The organism is Jatrophihabitans endophyticus (assembly GCF_900129455.1).
GTDB lineage: Bacteria > Actinomycetota > Actinomycetes > Mycobacteriales > Jatrophihabitantaceae > Jatrophihabitans > Jatrophihabitans endophyticus.
This window is the reverse complement of record NZ_FQVU01000004.1, coordinates 188338-212979: the sequence shown is the minus strand read 5'-3', so window position 1 is coordinate 212979 and position 24642 is coordinate 188338. Positions and strand designations below refer to the sequence as shown.

Here is a 24642-nt window from a genome sequence, read left to right as displayed (position 1 = left end):
CTATCCCCCACCCTCACCGGACATTCCCGCGCAGATTACCTGCACAACACGAACGCGTCCTGTCTCGCAGAACAACCCGCGACCGGGACCGGTCAACGGCTCGACGGTCTGCGTCGGGACGGACGCGCCGAGCACGGAGCCGTCGGGCAGGTCGGGCTGCAGCAGGACGCCCACGCGAGCGCGCCGCGCGACCTGGGTCGGTCCGGCGACGTGCTGCCGCGTCCGGGCGTCGTCGGTGTCGGTGACGACGACCGCGGCGGTGTGCGACGCGACCGCGGCGGCACCGACGACGTCGGCCAGTGCGACCGCGACCTCACGGGCCGGTCCGTTCTTCTCCCAGTCCCGCTCCCACACGTGCGCGTCGTCGACGAGGACGAGGCGCCAGCCGACGGCCGGGGGCGGGGTCGCGGCCCAGGCGAGGACGTCGGCGGGGTCGTGCAGCACACGGTCGAGCTCCCCGTCGCCGGCCAGGACGGCGTTCGCCCGAGGGCCGACGAGCACGATCTCGCACGGCGGCTCGTCGGAGCGGCGGGCGAGCTGGGCCAGCCCGAGCAGCAGCCCGGTCCGGCCCGACCCCGACCGGCCCGCGACGAGCAGCGGCGTGCGGCGCAGCGGCAGCGTGACCGCCGCGACGAAGTCGGCGTCGACGGCCAGCGGCAGGGCGTCACCCTGCGGTCGGGGCATGACCTGCTGCGGCAGTCGCGGCGGCATGGGCGGCACGCCGACGGCCGGCGCGTCCCCGTCCAGCAGCGCCGCGAGCTTGCCGAGCTGGTCGGCCTGGGCCGGGGTGCCCGCGCCGCCGATCGTCGCGACCTGCAGCTCGTGGCGGCCGAGCAGGGCGCGCCCGGGGGCCGCATCCTGGGTCAGCACGCCGGCGGGCACGCCGAGCATCTGGTAGTCGTCGTCGGTCGGCATCCGCAGCACGAGCCGCTGCCCGAACGCCGACTGCAGGCCGCTGCTGATACCGGTGCGCCGCGGCGACGTCGCCGTGACGTGCACGCCGACGCGGCGGCCGTCCTGCAGGATGCCGGCGAGCATGTCGGCGTGCACGCGTCGGGCCGCGCCGCCGGCCTCCAGCGTCTCGAGCAGGCTGGGCAGGTTGTCGATCAGCACATGGATGCGGGGCAGCGCGAGCCCGGTCGCGCGGAGCGCGCCGACGTCCGCGGCGCCGTGGCTCGCGAGCAGCCGGTTCCGGTCGGCGACCGCGGCCCGCAGCATGCGCAGCAGGCGCATCACGCGCTCCGGCTCGCCCTCGCCGATCACCGCGCCCACCACCGGCAGCGTCGCGAGCGTGCCGAGCGCCCCGCCGCCGAAGTCGATCGCGTACACCGACGGCGCGACCGCGTCGGTGAGGGCGGCCGACACCGCGACCGTGCGCAGCAGCTCGGTCTTGCCGCTGCCGGACGCGCCGAAGGCGAGGACGTTGCCGGCGTGGGCGTAGTCGAGCAGCGCCGGGCCCTGCGCCTGGGCGGCGGGCCGGTCGAGCACGCCGATCACGACCTGGCCGGGCCGCGTCGCCGCCGCCGCACCGCCGACGGTGACGGTGCCGCGCTCGGAGCACTCCAGCACCGTCTCGGTGCCGAGCGCCGGCAGCCACGGCTTGGCCGGCAGCGGCGCCCCGGAGCTGCGGAACGCCTCGCGCACCGCCCCGACCAGCCGCTCCAGGTCGGTGCGGGGGTCGAGCGTGCCGGCGGGCGCCGCCGCCTCGACCCCGGTGGCGGTGAAGGCACGGACGCCGACCGGCGCCCGTCCGGTCGGCAGCTCGGCCCGCGCCCCCACCCAGCCGGTCTGCACGAGCTCGGCCGTGCCGTGCCCGGTCCGGCGGATCCACGCGCGACCGGGGGTGCGGCGCGAGATCCGGGCCGCCTCCGGGCTGTCGATCACGTCGGACGAGTCGTCCACGGACGACACCCGCAGCGCGATCCGCAGGTCGGTGTTGGCGCGGACGTTGGCGGTGACGACGCCGGCCGGCCGCTGCGTCGCGAGCAGCAGGTGCATGCCGAGCGACCGGCCCCGCTGCGCGATGTTGACGACGCCGTCGACGAAGTCCGGCACCTCGGCGGTGAGCGCGGCGAACTCGTCGACGCAGATCAGCAGGCTCGGCGGTGCGACCTCGGGGTGCGCGGCCTCCAGCGCGGCGAGGTCCTTCGCGCCGTAGCGCTCGAGCAGGGTCTCACGGGCGGTGATCTCGGCGCCGAGGGACGTCAGCGCGCGCTGCACCAGGGCCGGGGACAGGTCGGTGATGTAGCCGACGGTGTGCGGCAGGTCGGCGCACTCGCGGAACGCGGCGCCGCCCTTGTAGTCGACGAGCAGGAACGTCATCCGCTCGGGCGGGTTGTTGAGCGCGAGCGAGCAGATGAGCGTCTGCAGCAGCTCGCTCTTGCCCGAGCCGGTGGTGCCGGCGACGAGGCCGTGCGGACCGTCCTCGCGCAGGTCGAGCGAGACGACGCCCCCGGCGCCGACGCCGAGCTGCGCCCGCAGCCCGCGCCGCGACGCCCAGCGCTGCCGGATGCCCGCCGCGTCGTCGGGGTCGGCGAGGTCGGGGACGAGGTCGGGCAGCCGGGTCACGTCGGGCAGGGCGGTGGCGGCCGGGACGACCGCGACCTCGTCCTGGCACTCGACCATCGCGCGGGCGAGGCGCCAGACCTCGTCGAGGCCGACCTCGTCGACCTCGGTGAGCAGCTGGACGCCGCCCCGGTCGCGGTGCGCGAGCACGGCGACGGGCTCGGGCGCGGGCCGGTCGGGGCGGGCCGCGGCCGCGCGCGCGTCGGGTGCCGGGACCGAGGCGCCGAGGTCGAGCAGCGTCGACGTGGCCGCGGGCACCGTGTCGACACCGCCCGCGGCGCCACCCAGCCAGACGAAGCGCAGCAGCCCGTCGGCCACGAGCTCGCTGGCCGCGGCCGCCTCGAGCAACCGTCGGGGGACGGCGGCGTCCTCGTCGACCAGGCAGAGGGTCACGCCGCGCTCGCGGTCCTCGCCGGCGAGCGCGTCGACCAGCGTCGCGCCGTCGGCGGCGCCGATCGCGACCGGGGCGAGGCCGCCCGGGCGCCGGCCGGCGTGCGGCAGCCAGCGCAGCCAGGTCTCGTGGTGCGTCCGGTGCCGGCCGAGCACGGCGGTGATCGTCAGATCGGCCGGCGAATGGTCGACGGCCAGCCGGGACACCAGCGCGCGGACGGCGGCGTCGACGCGGGGTGGCGGACCGGCGACCGCGACGACCGGCGACGTCGCGAGCGACACGGGCACGGCGAGCCCGTCGAGCACCCGGCGCAGCGCGAGGTCGTCGCGGGCCCGGGCGGCCGCGGCACGGTCGCCGCCGTCGCGCAGCGTCGCGTCGAGCGTCGCGGCGACGGGACCGGTGCCGGTGCGGCAGGCGAGGAAGTCCGCGTCGCCGGGCCGACGCGTCCACAGCGACCGGGAACGGAGCTGGGTCCGCGCCACCAGGGTGCGGAACTCGGGGTGGTCCTCCTGCGCGCGCACCCGCTGCGCGGCGCCGGCACGGTCCAGGCCGGCGATCAGCTCGTCGACGTCCGCACGCCACAGCCGCAGCGCCTCGCGGTGCTCCTTGCGGGCGCGGCGGCGCTGCTGCCACCACGCGGCCAGCATGATCACCGGGTAGCCGCAGATGTAGGCGAGGCTGAACGTGCTGCGGGTCTGCGCGAGCATGGCGCCGCCGAACACGAGCGGCATCGCGAACATCGCCCACTGCAGCGGCTGGGGTCGCGGCGGGCTCGGCGGGGCGGGCACGTCCAGCGACCCCGCGGCCTGCGGCTCGCCGAAGCGCGGCGGCCGCAGCACCGCGGCCGAGCGGCCGGTGACGTCGCCGGCGGCGCGGTCGACCACGACGGCGCTGTCGCCGAGGCGGACCGCGCGGCCCCACTCGAGCGCGGTGGGGCCGGTGATCGCGGCGCCGTCGACGAGCGTCCCGTGCGCGGAGCCCTCGTCGGTGATGACGGGCTGGGTGCCGAGGATGACCGACGCGTGGCGGCGCGAGACGAGCGGGTCGGACAGCGTGACCGTGCAGTCGTCGTCGCGCCCGATCGTCACCGCGTCCGCGGTCAGCGCGTGGCTCGTCCCGGCGTCGGGGCCTGCCACGACGCGCAGCAGCCCGCGCCGCCGCGACGGGCGCGCGGGCTGGTCGGCCCAGCCGGCGGGGACGGTGACGACGTCGAGGACGTCGCCGCTGGCGAGCCCGCAGTCGGTGAGCGGTCGGCGCGCGGGCCACGGCCGCCCCTCCTCGAGCGGGGCGACCAGGACACCGTGGCGGCCGCCGGTCAGGTGTTCGCCCAACGCCGCGGCGAGGTCGCCGACGGTGGCGCCGGGGCGCGGGTCGACGGTGACGTCGGCCGGCTGCAGCCCGCTCTCGGCCGACGGTCGGACGGTCACCGTCCAGCCGCGCACCGGCGCCGCGGTCATGACGCGGTCGCGCCGATCAGCGGGACGGCGCCGACGACGGCGGCCGGCGCATGCGTCACCGGCGCGACCGGCGTCGCGGTGGCGACCGAGGTGACCGTGGCCGGGGTGTCGCCCGCGGTCACCGTGCTGCTGGGCGGCGTGTAGCTGGGCAGCGAGGTCGCCGAGGCGCTCGCGTCGCGCTGGGCCTGCGAGTGCTGCGAGAGCAGCGTGCTCATCGCCCGCAGCGACGCGGCGATACGGGTGAGGTACGGGATGACCGTCCCCTTGAGGTAGGCGATGAACGCGGCGCTGAAGGGCCCGAACATCGCCGCCGCCGCGACGATGGCCTCGCAGGCCTGCTTGACCTCGTCGGTGACGCCGGCGGCCTGCGCGAACTCCCGGGCGAGCCGGTCGAGGCCGTCGACGTCGGCACCGCGGAACCCGCCGCCCGCCGCACCGGCGGCGGCGCCGACGAGCGGGGCGGCCGCGCTGGTCGGGGTGGTGCGCGGGGTGGGGGTGGTGGCCGGGGTGGGGGTGCCGACGGGGTGCGCGGCCACGTTCTTGCGGGCCTGGCCCAGCGCACCCGCGGTCGAGGCGCCGCCGTGCCACGTCCCCCACGGCGACGCCTTGATGTCCGCCGTCGTCGTCGCCGGGTCGGCGTTGGCCTGCAGGTCCGCGCGGATCTTGTCGTAGTAGTGCAGCTTCAGCGTCTTGATCGTCTGCGTCATGCCCGTCTCGTAGTCGGGGTAGGTCGCGACGCCGACGCCGTTCATCGAGCCGTAGGTCTTGTGCCCCAGCGTGGAGTTCAACGGGTTGAAGGTGGCGGCGTTCTTGAAGTGGCCGCCCTCCTGGTACTCCCAGGCGAGGACCGAGGTCATGTTCTCGGTGGTGACCGGATAGCCCATGCGCGTGAGCAGGTCGCGCGCCCAGGACTCGTGGGTGAACTCGGGCATGGCTGGTGGCTCCTGTGTCGTGAGGTCGGGACGGTCCGTGCCCCGCGGGGCGGGCGGCGGGGCACGGACCGCACGCGGTCAGCTGCCGGAGGCCTGCGCCTGCTGGTCGGCCTCGGCGCGCAGGTGGGTGTAGCGGTCCTGCAGCTGCTCGACGACGTTGCGCAGCTGGACGGCGTAGATCGAGTCCCAGTCGCTGCGGAACTTCATCTGGTCCTGGCCGGTCCAGTGCGTGGCGTCGATCTGGCTGGTGAGCTGCGCGGTCGCCTGCGCGATCGCGTCGGAGTTGGTCTGCATCGAGGTGGCGAGGGCCTGCACCTGCTCGATGTCCATTCCGAGAACGCCGGTCATGTCTTCCTCCTGGGTGTGTGGGTGGTGCTCGGGGTCGTGCATCGGGTCCTGGTCGTCACGGACCGCCGGGACGCGGTGCGCCCGGACGTCGGGGGGTGGTGCGGCGCGCGGCCGGTCAGCCGATCGCGCCCTGGTAGATCTGCGCCTGCGCGGCGTCGTCGGCGCCGGCCTCGAAGGGCAGCGGGACGGCGCCGAGGAGCGCCCCGTCCCCGCCCTGCCTGGCCTCGGTGAGCACGGCGCGGGCGAGGGCCGCGGCGCCGGCGCCGATGCCGGCCGCCTGGCCGAGACCGCCGAACAGGCCGTCGTGCGAACCGATGCGCTCGGTGCGCAGCTGGGGGTCGGCCTGGGTCGTCGGGTGGGCCGCCGCCGGGTGGGCCGCGGTGGTGACCGCGGTGGCGCCGGGGTCGGTGGTGCCCGTCGGGTCGGCTGTCGAGGTGGGCGTCGTGTCGGGTGCCGCGCTGCCGCCGGAGCCGCCGCCCGTCCCGCCGCCGGTGTCGCCGCTCGCCGCGCCGGGCGTGCCGGTGGGGCCGGTGTCGGTGGGGCCGGTGTCGGTGGGGCCGGTGTCGGTGGGAGACGACGGCACGGTGGCCGTCGGGGCGTCCGCCGCCGGTGTGCTGCCGGTGTCACCGGCGCCCGGCAGCGCGGGGGTGTCGCCGGCGCCGGTGAGCAGCGGCGTCACCGTGCCGTCGGGGGCGACGTCGACCGGGATGCTGAGCACGCCGACGGTGTCGCCGGGGTGCAGCGGGTGCAGCGTGCTGAGGTCGATGCCGCCGACCGCGGGCGCGCCGCTGCCGCCCGTGCCCCCCAGGGTGGGGGGCGTCGCGGTCACCGGGTCGGTCGTGCCGGGGCTGTCCGTGGTCGGGCTGTCCGTGGTCGGGCTGTCCGTGGTCGGGGTGTCCGTCGTCGGGGTGGTGGGCGTGGTGGTGGCGGTCGCGCCGGGGTGGACGAGATGGTCGACGGCGGTGACGAGCCCGGTCAGCGCGGTGACGGCCTGCACGAACGGCGTGGTTCCCGCACCCGCCGTCGCGGTGCTGCCTGTGGTGGCGCCGGTGCTGGCGGCGGCGGGGGTGTCCGTCGTCGCGCCGATGGTCGGTGGCGTCGCGACCGCGGATCCGGCACCGGCCGGGGTGGTGGTCGTCGGTGGCGCCGGGGTCGTCGGCGTGACCGCGGCCGGCAGGGTGGGGGCGGCCGTGCTCGTCGTCGGCAGGTTCGGGGTGCCGGGGTAGCTCGGCAGCGTGATCGTCACCGTGTTGTTCAGCGACGTGGTGCTCGACGAGGTCTCCCGCTGCGCCTGCGAGTGCACGCTCAACAGCTTCGCCATCGCCTTGAGCGCCATCGAGATCTTGCTCAGCCAGGGGATGACCGTGCTCTTGAGGTAGGCGACGAACGCCGCGCCGAAGGGTCCGAAGATCGACGCGGCGGCGACGATCACCTCGCAGGCGGTCTTGACCATGTCGACGATCTCGGCGGCCCCCTCGAACTCCTTCGCGAGGTGGTCGAGGCCGTCGACGTCCGCCCCGAGGAAGCTGCCCCCGGTCGCGACCGCGGCGCCGGTCGTCGTCGCCAGCTCGGTCATGACGCGCTGGCCTCGTCCTGCATGTCGGCCCGCTGGCGCAGCAGTGCGGCGTGGTGGGTGATCGCGTCGGTGGCACCGCCGAGCTGCTGCGCGAACGCCCCGTGCCATTCGTCGAGGAACTGCTGCGCGTACACGCCGAACCATTGCGTGCTCTCCAGCAGCGAGCCGATGTTGCCGACGACCCCGCGGATGGCGTTCACGCCGCCGTCCATGCTGTGGGCCGCCGACCGTGCGTAGTCGGTGTCCATGCCTTCGAAGCCCTGGTAGCTCATGGCGAGGACGCTAGGCAGCGCCGGACATGTCCGACCAGCCCTCGACCGCCGGAAACTTCCGTTTCGATTCCCGCCTTCCTCGGCGAGTTGGTGGCGAAATGCCCCCGGAATGCGACCAACTCGCCGAGGAAGGCGATGGATCCGGGAGGGCTCAGGCCGAGCGGTCGCGGGCGGCGGCGGCCTGCTCGGCGGCGTCGAGGTCGTCGACGGTCACGAGGCGCACCTCGGCCGCGCGTCGGCCGACGGCGAAGCGGACGTTCTGCACCCGGCCGCCGCCGGTGCGGCGGAACGGGTCGTCCTTGGGGCCGAAGGCGACCCCGGCGATGGCGCGGATCGCGTCGTCGACCCGCTGCGGGCGCTCCAGGTTCCAGGCGTACCCGTGCCAGTGCCGCACCCGCTCGTACACCTCGCGGTTGGACGGCGGACGCGGGTAGTCGTCGGCCCCCGAGAGCCACGGCTCGGCGAGGGCGAGTGCGACGAACCACTCCCGGGTGCCGGGCGCGAGGCCGGGCGCGGTGGCGGTGGGGCTCGCATCGGCGTCCCCCGCGGCCGCGGGCGCCGGCTCGGCAGGCCCGCCCGTCGACTCCTGCGACGCCGCGACGTCGATCGCGAGGGTGAGGTCACCGTAGCTGCCGTCGTCCTGCTGCCGCCCGCGCAGCACGACCAGGCGGTTCTCACCCTCGTCGAGCAGCGCGGACATCGCGTCGACGAGGGTCACCCGGCGCGCGCCGCCCGGGGCGTCGAACAGCGACGACAGCTGCGCCTCGACGCCGCCGCGCCAGCGCAGCCGCACCATCTCCTCCCCCACGACCAGCTCGCCGAGCAGCCGCGAGACGTGCGGTGCGCAGCGGGGCAGCGGCAGCGCGGTGTAGCGCAGCTGCTGCTCGGCCTCGACCTCGGGCAGCGCGGCCGTGGGCGAGCGGCCGAACAGCAGCGTCTCCCCCGAGCCGAGGACGGCGGTGGGCAGACCGGACCCCCGCAGCGTCACCCTGAGCACGGCGGCCGGTCAGCTCGTCTGCTGGCCGGCGATCGCCCCGGTCTGCTCGTACTCGGCCAGCTCGGCGATGCGTCGCGCGTGCCGTTCGACACCGGAGAACGGGGTGGCGAGGAAGATCTCGACGAAGCGGACGGCGTCGGCCTCGGGGTGGTTGCGGGCGCCGAGGCTGATGACGTTCGCGTCGTTGTGCTCGCGGGCGAGCTGCGCGGTCTCGTCGCTCCACACCAGCGCGGCGCGGATGCCGTCGACCTTGTTGGCGGCGATCTGCTCGCCGTTGCCCGACCCGCCGATGACGATGCCGAGGCTGCCCGGGTCGGCGACGACACGAGCGCCCGCGGTGATGCACGGCGCGGGATAGTCGTCCTCGGGGTCGAAGGTCGCGGCGCCGCAGTCGACGACCTCGTGGCCGAGGCCCGCGACGTGGTCGAGCAGCCGGGCCTTCAGCTCGAAGCCGGCATGGTCACTGCCGAGGTAGACGCGCATGAGGCGATCATTGCAGCCCACGGCCGCCTGGGACCATGGACGTGTGACCGCAGCTCTCGACCGCCCCTCGATCGGCGCGGTGTTCACCCAGTGGACGCTGCAGCCCCTCGCGGTCGTCGCGGTCGTGGCGCTCGCCGCGTGGTACGTGCGCGGCGTGCGCCGCTCGACCCGGGCGGGCCGCGCCTGGCCGGTCGGCCGGTCGGTCACCTTCGGCGTCGGACTCGCCCTGCTGCTGTGGGCGAGCTGCGGGTTCCTCGGCACCTACGCCTACTCGCTGTTCTGGGTGTGGACGTCGCAGCAGCTGGCGCTCTGGCTCGTCGTCCCCATCGTCGTGCTGTCCGGCGCGCCGCTGCAGCTGGCCCGCGATCTCGGCGGACGGGGCGGCCGCGTCGACCGGCTGCTGCGCTCGCGGCCGGTGCGGTTCGTGTCGAACCCCCTGGTCGGCCCGGCGCTGGTCCCGCTGCTGTCGTTCGCGCTGTTCTTCGGACCGCTGCCCGGCTGGTCGATCGGGACGCCGGTGGTCGGCTGGCTGCTGCAGCTGGTGCTGGTCGCGATCGGCGCGATCATGGTGCTGCCGCTCGTGGGCGTCGACGACGACGTCAGCTCGCTCGCGGTCGGGCTGGGGCTCGCGATCGGCTCGTTCGAGCTGGTCATCGACGCCCTGCCGGGGATCGTGCTGCGGCTGCGCACGCAGCTGGCGACCACGTTCTTCGATCATCGGGCGGCGCTGGACTGGTCGCCGAACGCCCTGCACGACCAGCAGATCGCGGGTGCCATCGTCTGGTGCATCGCCGAGCTGATCGACCTGCCGTTCCTGCTCCTCGTCTTCCGGCGGTGGCTCCGGGTCGACGCGAAGGACGCGGCGCGGGTCGACGCGGTGCTCGAGGCCGAACGCAGTGCCCGCGGCGCCGAGACCGACGAGCCGTGGTGGCTCAGCGACCCGTCGATGCAGCAGCGGCTCAAGCGCCGGGACTGAAGGTCCAGTCGCCGGCCTCGTCACGTGCGATCGGGTGGACGGCGACCGCGGCGGCCACCGGCACCGGGCCGTAGAGGTGCGGGAACTGCGTGCCCGTCCCGTAGCTGTCCTCGACGCGCAGTTCGGCGCCGGTGCGCTCCGGGTCGATCTCGACGACCACCAGCTCCGCGACGTCGCGGTAGAGCAGGTTCGCCGTGCCGCCCACCTGGTCGGCGAAGGAGAAGTGCACGAATCCCTCGGTGGCCAGGGACGACGGCGCGTAGGAACCCGCGGCGACCGCCTCGGCCCACGCGACCGGCGTGACGAGATGGAACAGGCGCATGTCAGCTCAACCCCAGATAGCGCGTCGACATCTTCACCTGGTGCTCGAAGTAGGTGTCCAGGTCGGTCACCCCGTTCGTGTAGCGACCGAACAGCTCGAAGCTGATCGTCCCGAACAGCATCGCCCACATCGTCATGGCCCGCGCCAGCAGGGTCGGCGGGATCCCCTCGATCCCGGGAAAGGTCGCGATGGTCTCCACGTCGCTGCGGACGGGGCGGGGCAGCCGGTCAGTGGGCGGCTCGAGGACGCCGCGCTCGATGCCGTCGCGCAGCACCGTCATCGCGACGTCCAACGGGCGTTGCGCGGCCGCCACCGTGTCCTGCGGCGCGGCGTACCCCGGGATCGGGCTGCCGTAGACCAGCGCGTACTCGGCCGGCCGGGCCAACGACCATTCCCGGGTAACGCGCCACACCGTCGCCCACCGCGCGACCAGCTCGCGCCGCGGCACCGCGGCCTCGGCCCGCTCGACCGCTTCACCCATCGCGTTGTACGCGTCGAGGATCAGCGCGGTCAGCAGCTCGTCACGACTTGCGAAGTAGCGGTACACCGCCGACGAGACGACACCGAGCTCTCGCGCCACCGCACGCAACGAGAGGTTCGGGCCCTCCGTCGCGAGCTGCCGTCGGGCGATCGCCTTGATCTGCTCGGTCGTCTCGACGCGGGCACGGGCGCGGGGTGTGTCGGCCATCGGGCCAGTGTGGCACAACCGAGAGCACTGCTCTTGACAAGACCGATCCCGAGAGCAATGCTCTCCAATAACAGAGAGCAGTGCTCACACAACGGAGGATGTCATGGGCAAGCACACGATCGTCGGCGCCGGACCGGTCGGGTCGGCAGTCGCCGCGGAGCTGCTGGCACGCGGCGAGGAGGTCCGGGTCGTCACCCGCAGCGGCGGCGGACCGGACGGCACCGACCGGGTCCGCGCGGACGCGCACGACGGCGCCCGGCTGGCCGAGCTGGCCGCCGGCAGCGACGCGATCTACAACTGCGTGAACCCGCCCTACGACAAGTGGGCGCAGGAGTGGCCCGGCATCGCCGCCGCGCTGCTGACCGCGGCCGAGGCGTCGGGTGCGGTGCTCGCCACCACGGGCAATCTCTACGGCTACGGCCGGGTCGACGGCCCCATGACCGAGGCGACCCCGCTCGCCGCCACCGGCACGAAGGGCCGCGTCCGCAACCGGATGTGGGCCGACGCCCTGGCCGCGCACGAGGCCGGCCGGGTGCGCGCGTTCGAGGTGCGTGGCAGCGACTACCTCGGCGGCAACTCCTACCTGTCGACGGTCGTCACGCCGGCGTGGCGCAGGGGCCGCACCGCGTGGGTGCCGGCCGACCTCGACGTGCAGCACACCTTCACCGACGTCCGCGACGTCGCGGCACTGCTCGTCACGGGGGTGGGCGACGAACGGGCCTGGGGCCACGCGTGGCACGTCCCCAGCGACGAGCCGGTCACCCTGCGCGAGCTCACCACGCTCGCGGCGGGTCAGCTGGGCGTGCCCAACCGGGTGCGCTCGCTGCCCTACGCCGCGGTGTGGCTCGCCGGCGTCGCCAATCCCTTCGTGCGCGAGCTGCGCGAGACGCAGCACCAGTTCCGCCGGCCCTACGTCCTCGACAGCTCGCTCGCGCGGCGCACCTTCGACCTGACGCCGCACCCGCTCGCCGAGTCCGTCCGCTTCGACCTGGCCAACGACCAGGCCGCACCCGGCACCGCCGCGGCCCGACGCTGAGCGGTCGGGACGCGCTCAGTCGAAACGAGGATCCTCGGTGCGGCTGCGCTTGAGCTCGAAGAAGTACGGGTACGAGGCGACCAGCCGCGAGCCGTCCCAGAGCTTGACCGCGTCCTCGCCGCGCGGGATGCGGGTGAGCACCGGACCGAAGAAGGCGACCCCGTCGATGTGGATCGTCGGGGTGCCGACCTCGTTGCCGACCGGGTCCATGCCGCGGTGGTGCGACTCGGTCAGCGCCTCGTCGTACTCGGTCGACTCGGCGGCGTCGGCCAGGCTCTCGGGCAGGCCGACCTCACGCAGCGCCTCGACGTACAGCTCGCGGCCGAAGTCGCGCTTCTCGTTGTGCCGCTTCGTGCCGAGCGCGGTGTAGAGGTCGCGGAGCACGGCGGTGCCGTGCTGCTGCTCGGCCGCGATGCAGATGCGCACCGGCCCCCACCCGCGGTCGAGCATCTCGCGGTAGCTCGCGGGCACGTCACGGCCGCTGTTGAGCACCGACAGCGACATCACCCGGAACGTCAGCTCGAGGTCGCGCTGCTTCTCGACCTCGAGGATCCACCGGGACGTCACCCACGCGAACGGGCAGAGCGGGTCGAAGTAGAAGTCGACGACCGGGCGGGGCTCAGACGAAATAGTGGTCACGTCACCCAACGTACCCCCACCGAATCGTGGACCGACATGCCGAGCCGCCGAGCAGACGGGTCCACGATCCGGTCAGGACGCGCGGGCGGCGGCGAGCGCCTCGTCGGCGTGCAGCTCGAACTTGGTCTCGGACTGGATGACCTTGCCGATCCGGCGGTCGCGACCGATCACGAAGGTGTGCCGCTTGACCGGGCCCAGCTTGCCGAGCAGCCCGCCGCGCTTGACGCCGAAGATGCCGGCCACCTCGCGGTCGGGGTCGGCCAGCAGCGGGTAGTCGAAGCCGTTCGCGTCGGCGAACGCCTTCTGCTTGTCGACGGCGTCGGCGCTGATGCCGACGCGCTGGACGCCGGCGGCGGCGAACTCGGCGCCGAGGTCGCGGAAGTGGCAGGCCTCCTTCGTGCAGCCGCCGGTCATCGCCGCCGGGTAGAAGAACAGCACCACCGGGCCGTCGGCCAGCAGCGTCGACAGCCGGCGCGGTGTGCCGGTCTGGTCGGGGAGCTCGAAATCGGGAACCTCGTCGCCTTCACGCATGCCCCTACCGTAATCGCGCGGACGCCGCGGCGCGTGCCCGTGACAGACTCGTCCCAATCGCGTCCGCTGCGGATCCAGCGGCGGCGATCGGGACGAACACGTCCCCGCTATCCGACCGGACACACCCGAAGGAGCGCCCGCGTGGCCGTACCGAACCTGACCCGTGACGACGCGCGGGCCCGCGCCGACCTGCTGCACGTCGAGTCCTACGACGTCCGGCTCGACCTCACCGACGGTGGGGGCAAGCCGTCCGAGCGGACGTTCCGCTCGACCACGACGATCGTGTTCTCGGCCCGCGCGGGCGAGGAGACCTTCGTCGACGTCATCGCCGACGCGTTCCACGAGGTCACCCTGAACGGCGCCGCCGTCGACGTGAGCGGCTACCGCCACGAGGACGGCATCCGGCTCGCCGGCCTGGCCGAGCAGAACACGCTCGTGGTCGACGCCGACTGCCTCTACACGAACACCGGCGAGGGGCTGCACCGCTTCGTCGACCCCATCGACGGCGAGACCTACCTCTACTCGCAGTTCGAGACCGCCGACGCCAAGCGGATGTACGCCTGCTTCGACCAGCCCGATCTGAAGGCCACCTTCACCTTCCACGTCACGGCGCCCGAGCACTGGGAGGTCTCCTCGAACGGCCGCGTGGAGCGCACCGAGGAGCTGCCCGCCGGCACGCTCCTGCACTTCGCCACCACCGCGCGCATCAGCCCGTACATCACCGCCCTCGTCGCCGGGCCGTACCACGTCGTGCGCGACCACCACGACGGCATCGACCTCGGGCTGTGGTGTCGCAAGACCCTCGCCGAGCACCTCGACGCCGACGAGCTGTTCCTGCTGACCCGGCAGGGCTTCGACTGGTATCACGCCAACTTCGGCGTGCGGTACGCCTTCGACAAGTACGACCAGCTCTTCGTCCCCGAGTTCAACGCCGGCGCGATGGAGAACGCCGGCTGCGTGACCTTCCGCGAGGACTACGTCTTCCGCAGCAAGGTCACCGACGCCCGCTACGAACGGCGCGGCGAGACGCTGCTGCACGAGATGGCGCACATGTGGTTCGGCGACCTCGTCACCATGCGCTGGTGGGACGACCTCTGGCTCAACGAGTCGTTCGCGACGTTCGCCTCCGTGCTGTGCCAGACCCGCGCGACGCGGTGGACGGACGCGTGGGCCACCTTCGCCAACGCCGAGAAGACGTGGGCGTACCGGCAGGACCAGCTCCCCTCGACGCACCCGATCGCCACCGACGCCCCCGACGTGCAGACCGCCGAGGTCAACTTCGACGGCATCACGTACGCCAAGGGCGCCAGCGTGCTCAAGCAGCTCAGCGCCTACGTCGGCGTCGACGAGTTCCTCGCCGGCGTCCGCGACTACTTCGCCGAGCACGCCTACGGCAACACCACGCTGGCCGACCTGCTGCGCGCGCTCGAGAAGTCCTCGGGACGCGAGCTCGGCGAGTGGTCCAAGCTGTGGCTGGAGACCTCGGGCATCAACACGTTGCGGCCCGAGTTCACGCTCGACGCCGACGGCCGGTACGCGTCGTTCGACATCGTGCAGACGGCGCCGACGGAGGTCGCGACCTCGAACACCCTGCGCCCGCACCGGCTCGCCGTCGGTTGCTACGAGCCGCGGGACGGCCGGCTCGTGCGCACCGCCCGCGTCGAGATGGACGTCGTCGGCGAACGCACGCCGGTACCGGAGCTCGTCGGCGAGCAGCCGCCCGAGGGCGGCCTGCTGCTGGTGAACGACGACGACCTGACCTACTGCAAGCAGCGCCTCGGCGCCGAGAGCCTGCGCACGCTGCTCGACGGCGGCATCGCCAAGCTGGACTCGCCGCTGGCCCGCGCGCTGTGCTGGTCGGCGGCATGGGACATGACCCGCGACGGCGAGCTGCCGACGCGCGACTACGTCGCCCTCGTGGTGGCCGGGGCCGAGCACGAGACCGACATCGGCGTCATGCAGTCGCTCACCCGGCAGGCGCTGCGCGCGCTCGAGATCTACGCCGACCCGCAGTGGGCACCGCAGGGCTACGCGGCGCTCGCCGATGCCGCCGTGCGCGCGCTCGGCACGACCGCCCCGGGCTCGGACCACCAACTCGCCTGGGTGCACGCGCTGCTCGGCTCGGCCCGCACCGACGAGCACGTCGCGTTCGTCCGCGGCCTGCTCGACGGCAGCACCACGCCCGACGGTCTCGCCGTCGACGACGAACTGCGCTGGTCGGTGCTGTCGTCGCTCGTCGTGCGCGGGGCGGCCGGCGAGGCCGAGATCGCCGCGGAGCTCGAGCGCGACCCGTCGGCGGCGGGGCGGCGGCACGCCGCCACCGCCCGCGCGGCCCGGCCGAGCCCGGCGGCGAAGGAGGAGGCGTGGCAGCTCGCGGTCCACGACGACACGCTGCCCAACGCCATGCAGGAGGCCGTGATCGGCGGGTTCGCCCCGGCCTCCCAGGGTGAGCTCGTCGCGCCGTACGTCGAGCGCTACTTCGCCGACATCCTCGACGTGTGGCACCGGCGCACCAGCGAGCTCGCGCAGAACGTCGTGGTCGGGCTCTTCCCGACCTGGTCCTCGACGATTGCGCAGGCGACCGTGGCCGCCGCCGACGCGTTCCTCGCCGGCGACGACGTGCCGCCCGCGCTCCGCCGACTGGTCGGCGAGGGACGGGCCGACGTCGTGCGCGCGCTGCGGGCGCGGGCGACCGACACGGCCGCGGGCTGACGCCGGCCGGCGGGGGGCGTCGGTCGACGTCCCCTGCCGGGTCGCCTCAGCTGCCCGCGGAGTCCGCGAGCATGCGCAGGCCGGTGACGATCCCGCCGGTCAGGTCGCCGTTGGCGAACGAGGCCCGCATGGCCAGTGCGGCCAGGGCACAGGAGCGGTTGGGCAGCCGCGGGGCCGAGCCCGGCCCGGTGACGATGTGCAACGTGCGCTGTCCCGGCGACACCGCGACGAGCACCGAGGAGTCCGACAGCTTCTCGAACAGCGCCTCGGCGTGGGCCCGCGTCGGGGCGTGGAACTCGCCGACGTAGACCGAGAACGTGAGGCCCGTCTCGCGGCTGGCGAGGGTGAGTGCCTCGTCCAGGCGCGTCAGCTGCGTCGTGGTGAACGGCCCGTCCCCGGCCAGGTTGCCCTGGGGCCCGTGCTGCAGCTCGGCTGCCTTGACCTTCGCGACCTCACCACTCACCGCTGGCACCTCCGACCGCCGTCGTCGACGAACCGCTCTGCGCCGGGTTCACGGCGTGCACCACGGCGTCCGGGTGTGGGACGTACCACGACGGCGCGTAGTCCCAGGACCGGCCGGGGCGGTAACGATTGGGCTGGCGCACCAGCGACCGGCCGTACACCGCCACGAAGAGGACGGCGATGATGCCGAGCGGGATGCCGACGAACACCAGCAGGGTTTCGACGATCGTCACGGGCCCACGGTAGTCCCTGGACGGCCGCGCACCGGCGGCTGGGTGGTCACACCGCGGGAGCGATGTCCGCGGCGCGGCCGGCACCGAGCTGCGGGTCGCGCTCGGGCAGCCCGACGTAGCGCGCCCAGGACGGCTCGCGGCTCGTCCAGCCCATCACCACCGCGACCGTCGGCGGCGGCTGCACGGGCGGCACCGGCAGCGTCCAGCCGAGCTCCGCGAGCAGCCGGTCGCCCTTGCGGTGGTTGCAGCGCGCGCAGGCGGCGACGACGTTGGTCCACACGTGCTGCCCGCCGCGCGAGCGGGGGCGGACGTGGTCGATGGTGTCGGCACGCGCCTCGCAGTAGGCGCACTCGTGGGCGTCGCGCTCGAGCACCGCGCGGCGGGTGAGCGGTACGTCACGCCGGTAGGGCACGCGGACGTAGCGGGCGAGCCGCACCACGCTCGGTATGGGCAGGCTGAGCCGCTCCGAGTGCATGACGAGCGAACCGGACTCGACGACGTAGGCCTTCTCGGCGAGCACCAGCACGACGGCGCGACGCAGCGGCACGACGCACAGTGGCTCGTACGTCGCGTTCAGGACCAGCGCCGCACCCATCGCTCACCTCCGGGCCTTCAGTCAACCCGACGGAACGCGGCTGCGCACGCCCATAAGGCCGATCCGGGCCGCTCGGGTCGGCGGCGTCCTCATCGGATCTCTACGAACGCCGTGGCATGGTGATTCGGATGCACGCCACCGACCACACCGTCGCCATCGCCGCCGTCGGGCTCCCGAAGTTCTGGGAGGACCACAAGGCCGTCCTCATCGAGGCGCCGATCCGGATCGCCGCGATCATCGTGATCGGCCTGCTGATCCGCTCGATCGCCCGCCGGGCCATCGACCGGGCGGTCCGGCCGGTCCAGGGCGCCGGCACCGGGACGCCGCGCATCCTGCGACCGTTCCGGGAACGCCTGCACACGAGCTCGTTCCTCGAGTCCTCGGGCCTCATCTCGGAACGCCGCGCGCAGCGCGCGGCGACGCTCGGGTCGGTGCTGAAGTCGGCGGCGTCGGCGACGATCTTCGTGATCTGCTTCCTGCTCATCCTCAGCGAGCTGCGCATCGACCTGGCGCCGTTCATCGCCGGCACGTCCATCGTCGGCGTCGCCCTGGGCTTCGGCGCGCAGAACATCGTCAAGGACTTCCTGACCGGCATGTTCATGCTGCTCGAGGACCAGTACGGCGTGGGCGACGTCATCGACTTCGAGAAGGCGAGCGGCACCGTCGAGGCGGTCGGCCTGCGCAGCACGCGGCTGCGCGACGTCAACGGCACCGTCTGGTACGTCCGCAACGGCGAGGTCGTGCGCGTCGGCAACAAGAGTCAGGGCTTCGCCACCGTCGTCCTGGACATCCCGGTGAGCGTCACCGCCGACACCGCCGAGGCGTCCACGGCCATGCTGCAGATCGCCAAGGACATGGCCGAGGAGGAGGCCTGGAAGCCGGTCTTCATGAAGGAGCCGGAGCTCCTCGGCGTCGAGGACATGTCGCGCGACCAGACCGTCATCCGGCTGACCGCCCGCGTGCGCCCGCTGGAGCAGTGGCGGACGGCGCGCGAGCTGCGGCGGCGCATCCGCGCCGAGTTCGACCGGCTCGACATCAACACCACCGAGCTGTCGACCCCATAGGCGAGCGGGATCGGACGCGGTCAGGCGAGCGCCTGGACCGCCTCCAGCACCGCGCGGTGCAACGTCGGGAAGACGTAGTGCATGGTGCGCAGCGTGGCGACGGGCACCTCGGCGTGGACGGCCACGGTCAGCATGCCGATGATCTCCCCGCCGTACGGGCCGACCACCGTCGCGCCGACGAGCACCCCGCGGTCGGCGTCCTCGACGACCTTGACGAAGCCGTCGTTGCCCGGGCCGTGGATCCAGCCGCGCGAGTTCGACGCGATCTGCTGGACCCCGACGCGGACGTTCGACCCGGCGTCGCGCGCCTCCTGCTCGGTCTTGCCCACGCGCCCGACCTCGGGGTCGGTGAAGGTCGCCCACGCGAGCGCGTCGTAGCCGCCGAACTCCTCGTCCTGGCCGAGCAGGTGCTGGGTGAGCACTCGCGCCTGCCAGACCGAGACGTGGGTGAACGGTCCCTTGCCCGTGACGTCGCCGATCGCGAACAGGCCGTCGACGCCGGGGACGGCCATGTGCTCGTCGATGTCCAGCGTCGTCGCCTGCGGGTCGAGGCCGACGGTCTCGAGGCCGAGGTGGTCGAGGTTGGTGGTGCGCCCCGCGGCGACGAGCAGCTTGGCCGCGGTGACCGAGCTGCCGTCGGCGAGCGTGACCACGACGCCCTTGCCGCCGGCGGCCACGGTCTGCACCTGCGAGCCGAGCCGCACGTCGATGCCCTCCCGCTCGAACACCGCGGACAGGACCTCGCCGGCCTCGGGCTCCTCGCGACCGAGCAGCCGCGACCCGCCCTCGATCAGGGTGACGCCCGTGCCGAAGCGGGCGAAGCCCTGCGCCAGCTCGCAGCTGATGACCCCGCCGCCGAGCACGACCAGCGACTCGGGCGCCTGCGGCGTCCGCAGGACCTCGCGGTTCGTCCAGACGAGGTCGTCGACGCCGACCGCGAGGTCGGCGAGGCCCGTCACCGGTGGCAGCGCCGGCCGCGTGCCGGTGGCGATCACGACCCGCGAGGCGGTGTGGGTCTCCTCCCCCGCCTCGACCCGGAGGCGGCCGTCGTCCGTCCGGCCGGCGAGCCGGCCGTGGCTGCGACTGAAGGTGGCCCCCTGGCCCTCGAACCGTTCGACGGCGACGGCGTCGTCCCAGTCGTCGGTCGCCTCGGTGCGGATGCGTCTCGCGACGACGGCGAAGTCCGGCGTGTCCTGGGCGCGGCCGGCGAGGCCGTCGACGCGGCGCGACTCGGCCAGCACCTCGGCACCGCGCAGGATCATCTTGGACGGGATGCAGCCGAAGTACGGGCACTCACCGCCCACGAGCCGCTCGTCGACTCCCAGCACCGACCGGCCCGCCTCGGCGACCGAACCGGCCACCGCCTCGCCCCCCGGGCCCAGCCCCAACACGATCAGGTCGTAGTCCACGCCGAACTTGTGCCCAGGCGATCGGCACAATAAGCACCATGACGGGCTTACCGGAGGGCGAGGGTCGCGCGGACACCTTCTACGCCGCGGTCGGTGGCGAGGACACCTTCCGACGGCTCGTGGCCCGGTTCTACGAGGGTGTGGCGCAGGATCCGGTGCTGCGACCGCTCTACCCCGAGCAGGACCTCGGCCCGGCCGAGGAGCGGCTGCGGGGGTTCCTGATCCAGTACTGGGGCGGGCCGAGCACGTACTCGCAGCTGCGCGGTCACCCGCGGCTGCGCATGCGGCACGTCCCGTTCGCGATCGGGGCGGCCGAGCGCGACGCCTGGCTGACGCACATGCACGACGCGCTCGACTCGCTCGACCTCGCGCCGGCCCACGCGCAGGTGCTGTGGGACTACCTGTCCTCGGCGGCGCACTCGCTGCAGAACCGGTCCGACTAGCCCGTCCACCGCGCGGCCGGGTCGGCCCCCCCGACAGCGCGGGCCCCGACCACTAGGCTCGTCGCCATGGCCAAAAACGCTTTCGGGGACGCGCCCTGGTGGGCGTCCGCCGTCTTCTACCAGATCTACCCGCGCAGCTTCGCCGACGGCAACGGCGACGGCACGGGCGATCTCGTGGGCGTCCGCGAGCGTCTGGACCACCTCGTCGAGCTGGGCATCGACGCGATCTGGCTCTCGCCGTTCTACCGCTCCCCCATGGCCGACGGCGGCTACGACATCGCCGACCCGTGCGACGTCGACCCGCTCTTCGGGACGCTGGCCGACTTCGACGCCATGCTGGCCGCCGCCCACGAGCGCGGCATCCGGGTCACCGTCGACATCGTGCCCAACCACTTCTCCGACCAGCACCCGTGGTTCCAGGCGGTCCTGGCCGGCGGCAAGGACGCCCCCGAGCGGTCGCGCTTCGTGATCCGCCCCGGCCGCGGCGCCGACGGTGAGCTGCCGCCGAACAACTGGCCCTCGGTCTTCGGCGGCCCCGCGTGGCACCGGCTGCCCGACGGCGACTGGTACCTGCACCTGTTCGCCCCCGAGCAGCCCGACGTCAACTGGCTCGACCCCGCCGTGCCCGCCGAGTTCGAGCGCATCATGCGGTTCTGGCTCGACCGGGGCGTCGACGGCTTCCGCGTCGACGTCGCGCACTCGATGGCCAAGCCCGACGGGCTGCCCGACCTCGATCTGGACGTGCTCGCCGACGTCGGCACCAACATGCCCACGGCGGCCGACCTGCGCTGGGACCGCGACGGCGTCCACGACTACCACCGGCTATTCCGCCGGGTGCTCGACTCCTACCCCGGCGATCGGATGGCGGTCGGCGAGGCGTGGGTGGCCGACCCGGCCCGGCTCGCCGCCTACGTCCGACCCGACGAGCTGAACCTCACCTTCAACTTCGCCCTCGTCGAGGCCCAGTGGGGCGCGAAGTCCTTCCGCGACGCGATCGACCGGTCGCTGGCGAGCCTGGCCGACGTCGGCGCGCCCTGCACCTGGGTGCTGTCCAACCACGACGTCGACCGCGCCGCCACCCGCTACGGGGGCGGCCCGCAGGGCGTGGCCCGCCACCGCGCCGCCATGCTCGTGGAGCTCGCCCTGCCCGGCGCGGCCTTCCTCTACAACGGCGACGAGCTCGGGCTGGAGAACGTGGAGCTCCCCGACGACGCACTGCAGGACCCGACCTGGGAACGCAGCGGCCACACCGAGCGCGGCCGCGACGGCGAGCGCGTCCCGCTGCCGTGGTCGGGCGACGTCGCGCCCTACGGGTGGACCAGCGGCGAGCGAACCTGGCTGCCCATGCCCGACGGGTGGGGCCCGGTGGCCGTGGCGGCGCAGGAGCGCGACCCGGCCTCGACGCTGCACGTCGTCCGGACCGCCGTCCGGCTGCGCCGGGAGGTGGCGGACCTGACCGCGGGCGAGTTCGCGTGGGTCGATGCGCCGGAGGACTGCCTGTCGTTCCGCCGCGGCGACGTGACGGTCCTGCTCAACACCGGCGGGGTGCCGGTGCCCCTGCCCACGGGCGAGATCGTGCACGCCTCGGCGCCGGTGACCGGCGAGCTGCCGCCCGACACCGCCGTCTGGGTGCGCTGACGCCGGTCACGCCAGCGCCAGCGGGCTGCCCCGCTCCAGGAAGACCGTGCCGTACTCGGCGACGACGCGCACCCAGCGGCCGGCGACGTCGACGTGGACCCGCCCGCCCCGGGGCAGGAACGCCATCCGGACGAGGGCGGACAGCGCCCGCAGCGTGACCTCGGCGCTGCGCTCCCCGTCGCTGACGGTCAGCACCACCGAGTCCAGCAGCGCGTCGGCGACCTCGGCGCGCGGCTGAGCCCCGGGGACACCCTCGCGCTCGGCGGCCTCGCGCAGAGTGCGCGCGCCGCCCTGCACGAGCGGGCGGAGGTCGTGGTCGGGGACGGTCTCGATGCGTCGCCAGCCGTGATCGGGCGGCCGCGCGCTGTGCCACTGCTCGTCGCACGGGGCGGGCGGCGTGCCCGTCTCGTCGTCGAGCCAGGCGAGGACGGCACCGACCCCGACGGTGACGTCGATCGGGTCCCGACGCCGCGCCGGCACGGTACGGGCGACGAGCACGTCGAAGGGAAGTCGCACCAGCGCGACCGCCCGCTCGTCGCCGAGCCGGAGACGGACGAGGCTGCGCGGGTCGAGCGACACCGCGCGGCGCAGGGCCGGCGCGATGTCGGCGAGCGCCGGCCGGTCGTCCGCGCTCAGCACCGGCGGGTCACCGGCCGTCGTCGGCGAACCCGCGCAGGATGTCGCGCTCCTCGTCGGTGAGCCGGCGCGGATGATCGCCGTCGAAGTCCACCGTCACGCAGGTCGTGGACGCGCGCGCAGCCGCCACCCCACCGTCCAGGACGTCGTAGTGCACGACGAACGACGCCGCCCGGATCGTGTCGACCCAGAGCTCGAGGCGCAGCGGCTCGGGGTGGTAGACGATCGGGCGCCGGTACTCGATCTCGTGGCGCGCGATGACCGTGCCGCTGGAGAAGCTCTCGTGACGGTGGAAGAACATCGCGACCCGGGCGTCCTCCAGGTAGGCGAGGTACGCGGTGTTGTTGATGTGCCGGTAGGCGTCCATGTCCGACCAGCGCATGCTGACCTCGTGCACGAAGCGCGCCATCGGTGCGTCCGTCGCCTCAGTCGCGGGTCAGCTTGCGGTGCGTGACCGCATGCGGCCGCGCCGCGTCCGGGCCGAGCCGCTCCACCTTGTTCTTCTCGTACGAGTCGAAGTTGCCCTCGAACCAGAACCAGTTGCCGGGGTTGTCGGCGGTCCCCTCCCAGGCGAGGATGTGCGTCGCGATGCGGTCGAGGAACCACCGGTCGTGCGACGTGATCACCGCACAGCCGGGGAAGTTCAACAGCGCGTTCTCGAGCGAGCCGAGGGTCTCGACGTCGAGGTCGTTGGTCGGCTCGTCGAGCATCAGCACGTTGCCGCCCTCCTTCAGCGTGAGCGCGAGGTTCAGCCGGTTGCGCTCACCGCCCGAGAGCACCCGCGACGGCTTCTGCTGGTCCGGTCCCTTGAAGCCGAAGGCGGAGACGTAGGCCCGCGAGGGCATCTCGACGTGACCGACGTTGATGTAGTCGAGCCCGTCGGAGACGACCTGCCAGACGTTCTTCTCCGGGTCCAGGCCGCCACGGTTCTGGTCGACGTAGCTGATCTGCACCGTCTCGCCGAGCTGGAGCTGGCCTGCGTCGGGCTGCTCCTGGCCGACCATCATCTTGAACAGCGTCGTCTTGCCGACCCCGTTCGGCCCGATGACGCCGACGATGCCACCGCGCGGCAACGAGAACGAGATGTCGCTCCACAGCTGTTCGCCGTCGAAGCCCTTGGTGAGCCCCTTGGCCTCCATCACCACGTTGCCCAGCCGCGGGCCCGGCGGGATCTGGATCTCCTCGAAGTCGAGCTTGCGGGTCTTCTCCGCCTCGGCCGCCATCTCCTCGTAGCGCTGCAGCCGCGACTTGCTCTTGGTCTGCCGGCCCTTGGCGTTCTGGCGGACCCACTCGAGCTCCTCGCGCAGCCGCCGTTCGAGCTTCTGGTCCTTCTTGCCCTGGACGGTCAGCCGCTCGGCCTTCTTCTCGAGGTAGGTCGAGTAGTTGCCCTCGTAGGGGTAGGCCCGGCCGCGGTCGAGCTCGAGGATCCACTCGGCCACGTTGTCGAGGAAGTACCGGTCGTGGGTGACGGCGAGCACGGCGCCGGGGTACTTGGCGAGGTGCTGCTCGAGCCAGTTCACGCTCTCGGCGTCGAGGTGGTTGGTCGGCTCGTCGAGCAGCAGCAGGTCGGGCTGTTCGAGCAGCAGCTTGCACAGCGCCACGCGACGCCGCTCGCCCCCGGACAGGTGGGTGACCGAGGCGTCGCCCGGCGGGCAGCGCAGCGCGTCCATGGCCTGCTCGATGCGGCTGTCGAGCTCCCAGCCCTCGGCGTGATCGATCTTCTCCATGAGCTCGCCCTGCTCGGCGAGCAGCGTGTCGAAGTCGGCGTCGGGCTCGCCCATCGCGGCCGACACCTCCTCGAAGCGGGCCAGCGTGGCGCGCAGGTCGGCCACCGCGTCGTCGACGTTCTCGCGGACGGTCTTGTTCTCGTCCAGCGGCGGCTCCTGCTGCAGCAACCCGACCGTGAAGCCGTCGCTGAGCCGCGCCTCGCCGTTGGACGCCTGGTCCATCCCCGCCATGATCTTGAGGACGCTGGACTTGCCGGCGCCGTTGGGCCCGACGACGCCGATCTTCGCGCCGGGCAGGAAGGCGAGCGTGACGTCGTCGAGGATGACCTTGTCACCGTGCGCCTTGCGCACCTTCTGCATGGTGTAGATGAACTGCGCCACGAGTACTCCGTTCGGGCTGGCCGTGCCGGCCGTGCGTGCGGGGAGGCGGGCCGACGAGCGAATCGACCGGCACCGAGCCTAGTCACTGGCCCGGCGCGCGGCCCCGCGCCGGTCACCGCGGGCGGACAA

At 73.7% G+C, this 24642-nt stretch carries 24 protein-coding genes; 6 read left to right on the top strand and 18 right to left on the bottom strand.

Features of this window, described 5'->3' with window-relative positions; genetic code table 11:
- The 7 genes from BUE29_RS15595 to BUE29_RS15570 all read right to left on the bottom strand — a co-directional run bounded on the left by BUE29_RS15595 (window position 1) and on the right by BUE29_RS15570 (window position 9021).
- Entirely contained in the window at window positions 1-4413 is a 4413-nt protein-coding gene (locus BUE29_RS15595) for a type VII secretion EssC family protein (protein WP_073391358.1), read from the bottom strand.
- Window positions 4410-5345 (bottom strand): hypothetical protein, encoded by a 936-nt coding sequence (locus BUE29_RS15590; protein ID WP_073391357.1) that lies wholly within the window; start codon window positions 5343-5345, stop codon window positions 4410-4412. The genes BUE29_RS15595 and BUE29_RS15590 overlap by 4 nt, the downstream gene beginning before the upstream one ends.
- Window positions 5346-5423: 78 nt before the next feature.
- Window positions 5424-5693, bottom strand: a complete 270-nt coding sequence (locus BUE29_RS22115; RefSeq protein WP_143168206.1) for a hypothetical protein — start codon at window positions 5691-5693, stop codon at window positions 5424-5426.
- A gap of 115 nt (window positions 5694-5808) precedes the next feature.
- Window positions 5809-7269 carry a hypothetical protein gene (locus BUE29_RS22550; RefSeq protein ID WP_073391356.1) on the bottom strand — a complete coding sequence of 487 codons (1461 nt, stop codon included), beginning with the start codon at window positions 7267-7269 and terminating at the stop codon, window positions 5809-5811.
- On the bottom strand, window positions 7266-7541 hold the full coding sequence (locus BUE29_RS15580) for a hypothetical protein (RefSeq protein WP_073391355.1): 276 nt from the start codon (window positions 7539-7541) through the stop codon (window positions 7266-7268). Before BUE29_RS15580 ends, BUE29_RS22550 begins: the two co-directional genes overlap by 4 nt.
- A 151-nt stretch (window positions 7542-7692) precedes the next feature.
- Window positions 7693-8529 carry a hypothetical protein gene (locus BUE29_RS15575; RefSeq protein ID WP_200800246.1) on the bottom strand — a complete coding sequence of 279 codons (837 nt, stop codon included), beginning with the start codon at window positions 8527-8529 and terminating at the stop codon, window positions 7693-7695.
- A gap of 18 nt (window positions 8530-8547) precedes the next feature.
- Window positions 8548-9021, bottom strand: a complete 474-nt coding sequence (locus BUE29_RS15570; protein WP_073391353.1) for a ribose-5-phosphate isomerase — start codon at window positions 9019-9021, stop codon at window positions 8548-8550.
- A 43-nt stretch (window positions 9022-9064) separates the two neighbouring features.
- Between BUE29_RS15570 and BUE29_RS15565 the strand changes: the two genes are divergently transcribed.
- Window positions 9065-9997 carry a cytochrome c oxidase assembly protein gene (locus BUE29_RS15565; protein ID WP_073391352.1) on the top strand — a complete coding sequence of 311 codons (933 nt, stop codon included), beginning with the start codon at window positions 9065-9067 and terminating at the stop codon, window positions 9995-9997.
- Here the strand turns inward: BUE29_RS15565 and BUE29_RS15560 are convergent.
- Window positions 9981-10319 carry a DUF952 domain-containing protein gene (locus tag BUE29_RS15560; protein ID WP_073391351.1) on the bottom strand — a complete coding sequence of 113 codons (339 nt, stop codon included), beginning with the start codon at window positions 10317-10319 and terminating at the stop codon, window positions 9981-9983. The two genes, BUE29_RS15565 and BUE29_RS15560, sit on opposite strands and share 17 nt — an antisense overlap.
- 1 nt (window position 10320) lies before the next feature.
- A complete protein-coding gene (locus BUE29_RS15555; RefSeq protein ID WP_073391350.1) occupies window positions 10321-11007 on the bottom strand; it encodes a TetR/AcrR family transcriptional regulator in 687 nt (228 codons plus the stop codon).
- 103 nt (window positions 11008-11110) lie between these two features.
- Here BUE29_RS15555 and BUE29_RS15550 point away from each other — a divergent pair, with 103 nt between their 5' ends.
- The gene (locus BUE29_RS15550; RefSeq protein WP_073391349.1) at window positions 11111-12043 is read left to right on the top strand and encodes an NAD-dependent epimerase/dehydratase family protein; all 933 of its coding nucleotides are present in this window, start codon (window positions 11111-11113) and stop codon (window positions 12041-12043) included.
- A 15-nt stretch (window positions 12044-12058) separates the two neighbouring features.
- On the opposite strand, the gene BUE29_RS15545 is transcribed toward BUE29_RS15550, so the two are convergent.
- Window positions 12059-12673, bottom strand: a complete 615-nt coding sequence (locus BUE29_RS15545; protein WP_073391563.1) for a mycothiol-dependent nitroreductase Rv2466c family protein — start codon at window positions 12671-12673, stop codon at window positions 12059-12061.
- Window positions 12674-12754: 81 nt separating this feature from the next.
- Window positions 12755-13213 carry a peroxiredoxin gene (locus BUE29_RS15540; protein ID WP_073391348.1) on the bottom strand — a complete coding sequence of 153 codons (459 nt, stop codon included), beginning with the start codon at window positions 13211-13213 and terminating at the stop codon, window positions 12755-12757.
- A gap of 141 nt (window positions 13214-13354) precedes the next feature.
- On the opposite strand from BUE29_RS15540, the gene pepN reads away from it, so the two are divergent.
- The gene (pepN, locus tag BUE29_RS15535) at window positions 13355-15925 is read left to right on the top strand and encodes an aminopeptidase N (RefSeq protein WP_073391347.1); all 2571 of its coding nucleotides are present in this window, start codon (window positions 13355-13357) and stop codon (window positions 15923-15925) included.
- Window positions 15926-15971: 46 nt separating this feature from the next.
- Here pepN and BUE29_RS15530 read toward each other — a convergent pair whose 3' ends face one another.
- Genes BUE29_RS15530 through BUE29_RS15520 form a run of 3 tightly spaced genes read right to left on the bottom strand, consistent with a single transcriptional unit; the run spans window position 15972 to window position 17215 of the window.
- On the bottom strand, window positions 15972-16388 hold the full coding sequence (locus BUE29_RS15530) for a DUF5130 family protein (RefSeq protein WP_200800245.1): 417 nt from the start codon (window positions 16386-16388) through the stop codon (window positions 15972-15974).
- Window positions 16378-16620 carry an aa3-type cytochrome oxidase subunit CtaJ gene (gene ctaJ / locus BUE29_RS22100; protein ID WP_073391346.1) on the bottom strand — a complete coding sequence of 81 codons (243 nt, stop codon included), beginning with the start codon at window positions 16618-16620 and terminating at the stop codon, window positions 16378-16380. The genes BUE29_RS15530 and ctaJ overlap by 11 nt, the downstream gene beginning before the upstream one ends.
- 46 nt (window positions 16621-16666) lie before the next feature.
- The gene (locus tag BUE29_RS15520) at window positions 16667-17215 is read right to left on the bottom strand and encodes an HNH endonuclease (RefSeq protein WP_073391345.1); all 549 of its coding nucleotides are present in this window, start codon (window positions 17213-17215) and stop codon (window positions 16667-16669) included.
- Window positions 17216-17343: 128 nt separating this feature from the next.
- Here BUE29_RS15520 and BUE29_RS15515 point away from each other — a divergent pair, with 128 nt between their 5' ends.
- A complete protein-coding gene (locus tag BUE29_RS15515; RefSeq protein ID WP_084181288.1) occupies window positions 17344-18279 on the top strand; it encodes a mechanosensitive ion channel family protein in 936 nt (311 codons plus the stop codon).
- Window positions 18280-18299: 20 nt separating this feature from the next.
- Here BUE29_RS15515 and BUE29_RS15510 read toward each other — a convergent pair whose 3' ends face one another.
- Window positions 18300-19688, bottom strand: a complete 1389-nt coding sequence (locus tag BUE29_RS15510) for a dihydrolipoyl dehydrogenase family protein (RefSeq protein WP_073391344.1) — start codon at window positions 19686-19688, stop codon at window positions 18300-18302.
- Between the two features lie 38 nt (window positions 19689-19726).
- Between BUE29_RS15510 and BUE29_RS15505 the strand changes: the two genes are divergently transcribed.
- Window positions 19727-20131 carry a globin gene (locus BUE29_RS15505; RefSeq protein ID WP_073391343.1) on the top strand — a complete coding sequence of 135 codons (405 nt, stop codon included), beginning with the start codon at window positions 19727-19729 and terminating at the stop codon, window positions 20129-20131.
- Window positions 20132-20197: 66 nt separating this feature from the next.
- Window positions 20198-21769, top strand: coding sequence for a glycoside hydrolase family 13 protein (locus BUE29_RS15500; RefSeq protein WP_073391342.1), 1572 nt, complete (start codon window positions 20198-20200; stop codon window positions 21767-21769).
- Between the two features lie 6 nt (window positions 21770-21775).
- Here the strand turns inward: BUE29_RS15500 and BUE29_RS15495 are convergent, their stop codons facing one another.
- Genes BUE29_RS15495 through ettA form a run of 3 tightly spaced genes read right to left on the bottom strand, consistent with a single transcriptional unit; the run spans window position 21776 to window position 24513 of the window.
- Window positions 21776-22408: a DUF8185 domain-containing protein gene (locus tag BUE29_RS15495; protein WP_084181210.1), complete on the bottom strand. Its 633-nt coding sequence runs from the start codon at window positions 22406-22408 to the stop codon at window positions 21776-21778.
- 7 nt (window positions 22409-22415) lie between these two features.
- Complete coding sequence (locus BUE29_RS15490; RefSeq protein WP_073391341.1) at window positions 22416-22814, bottom strand: acyl-CoA thioesterase; 399 nt, start codon at window positions 22812-22814, stop codon at window positions 22416-22418.
- A gap of 16 nt (window positions 22815-22830) precedes the next feature.
- Window positions 22831-24513 (bottom strand): energy-dependent translational throttle protein EttA, encoded by a 1683-nt coding sequence (ettA, locus tag BUE29_RS15485; protein WP_073391340.1) that lies wholly within the window; start codon window positions 24511-24513, stop codon window positions 22831-22833.
- Window positions 24514-24642 lie beyond the last annotated feature (129 nt).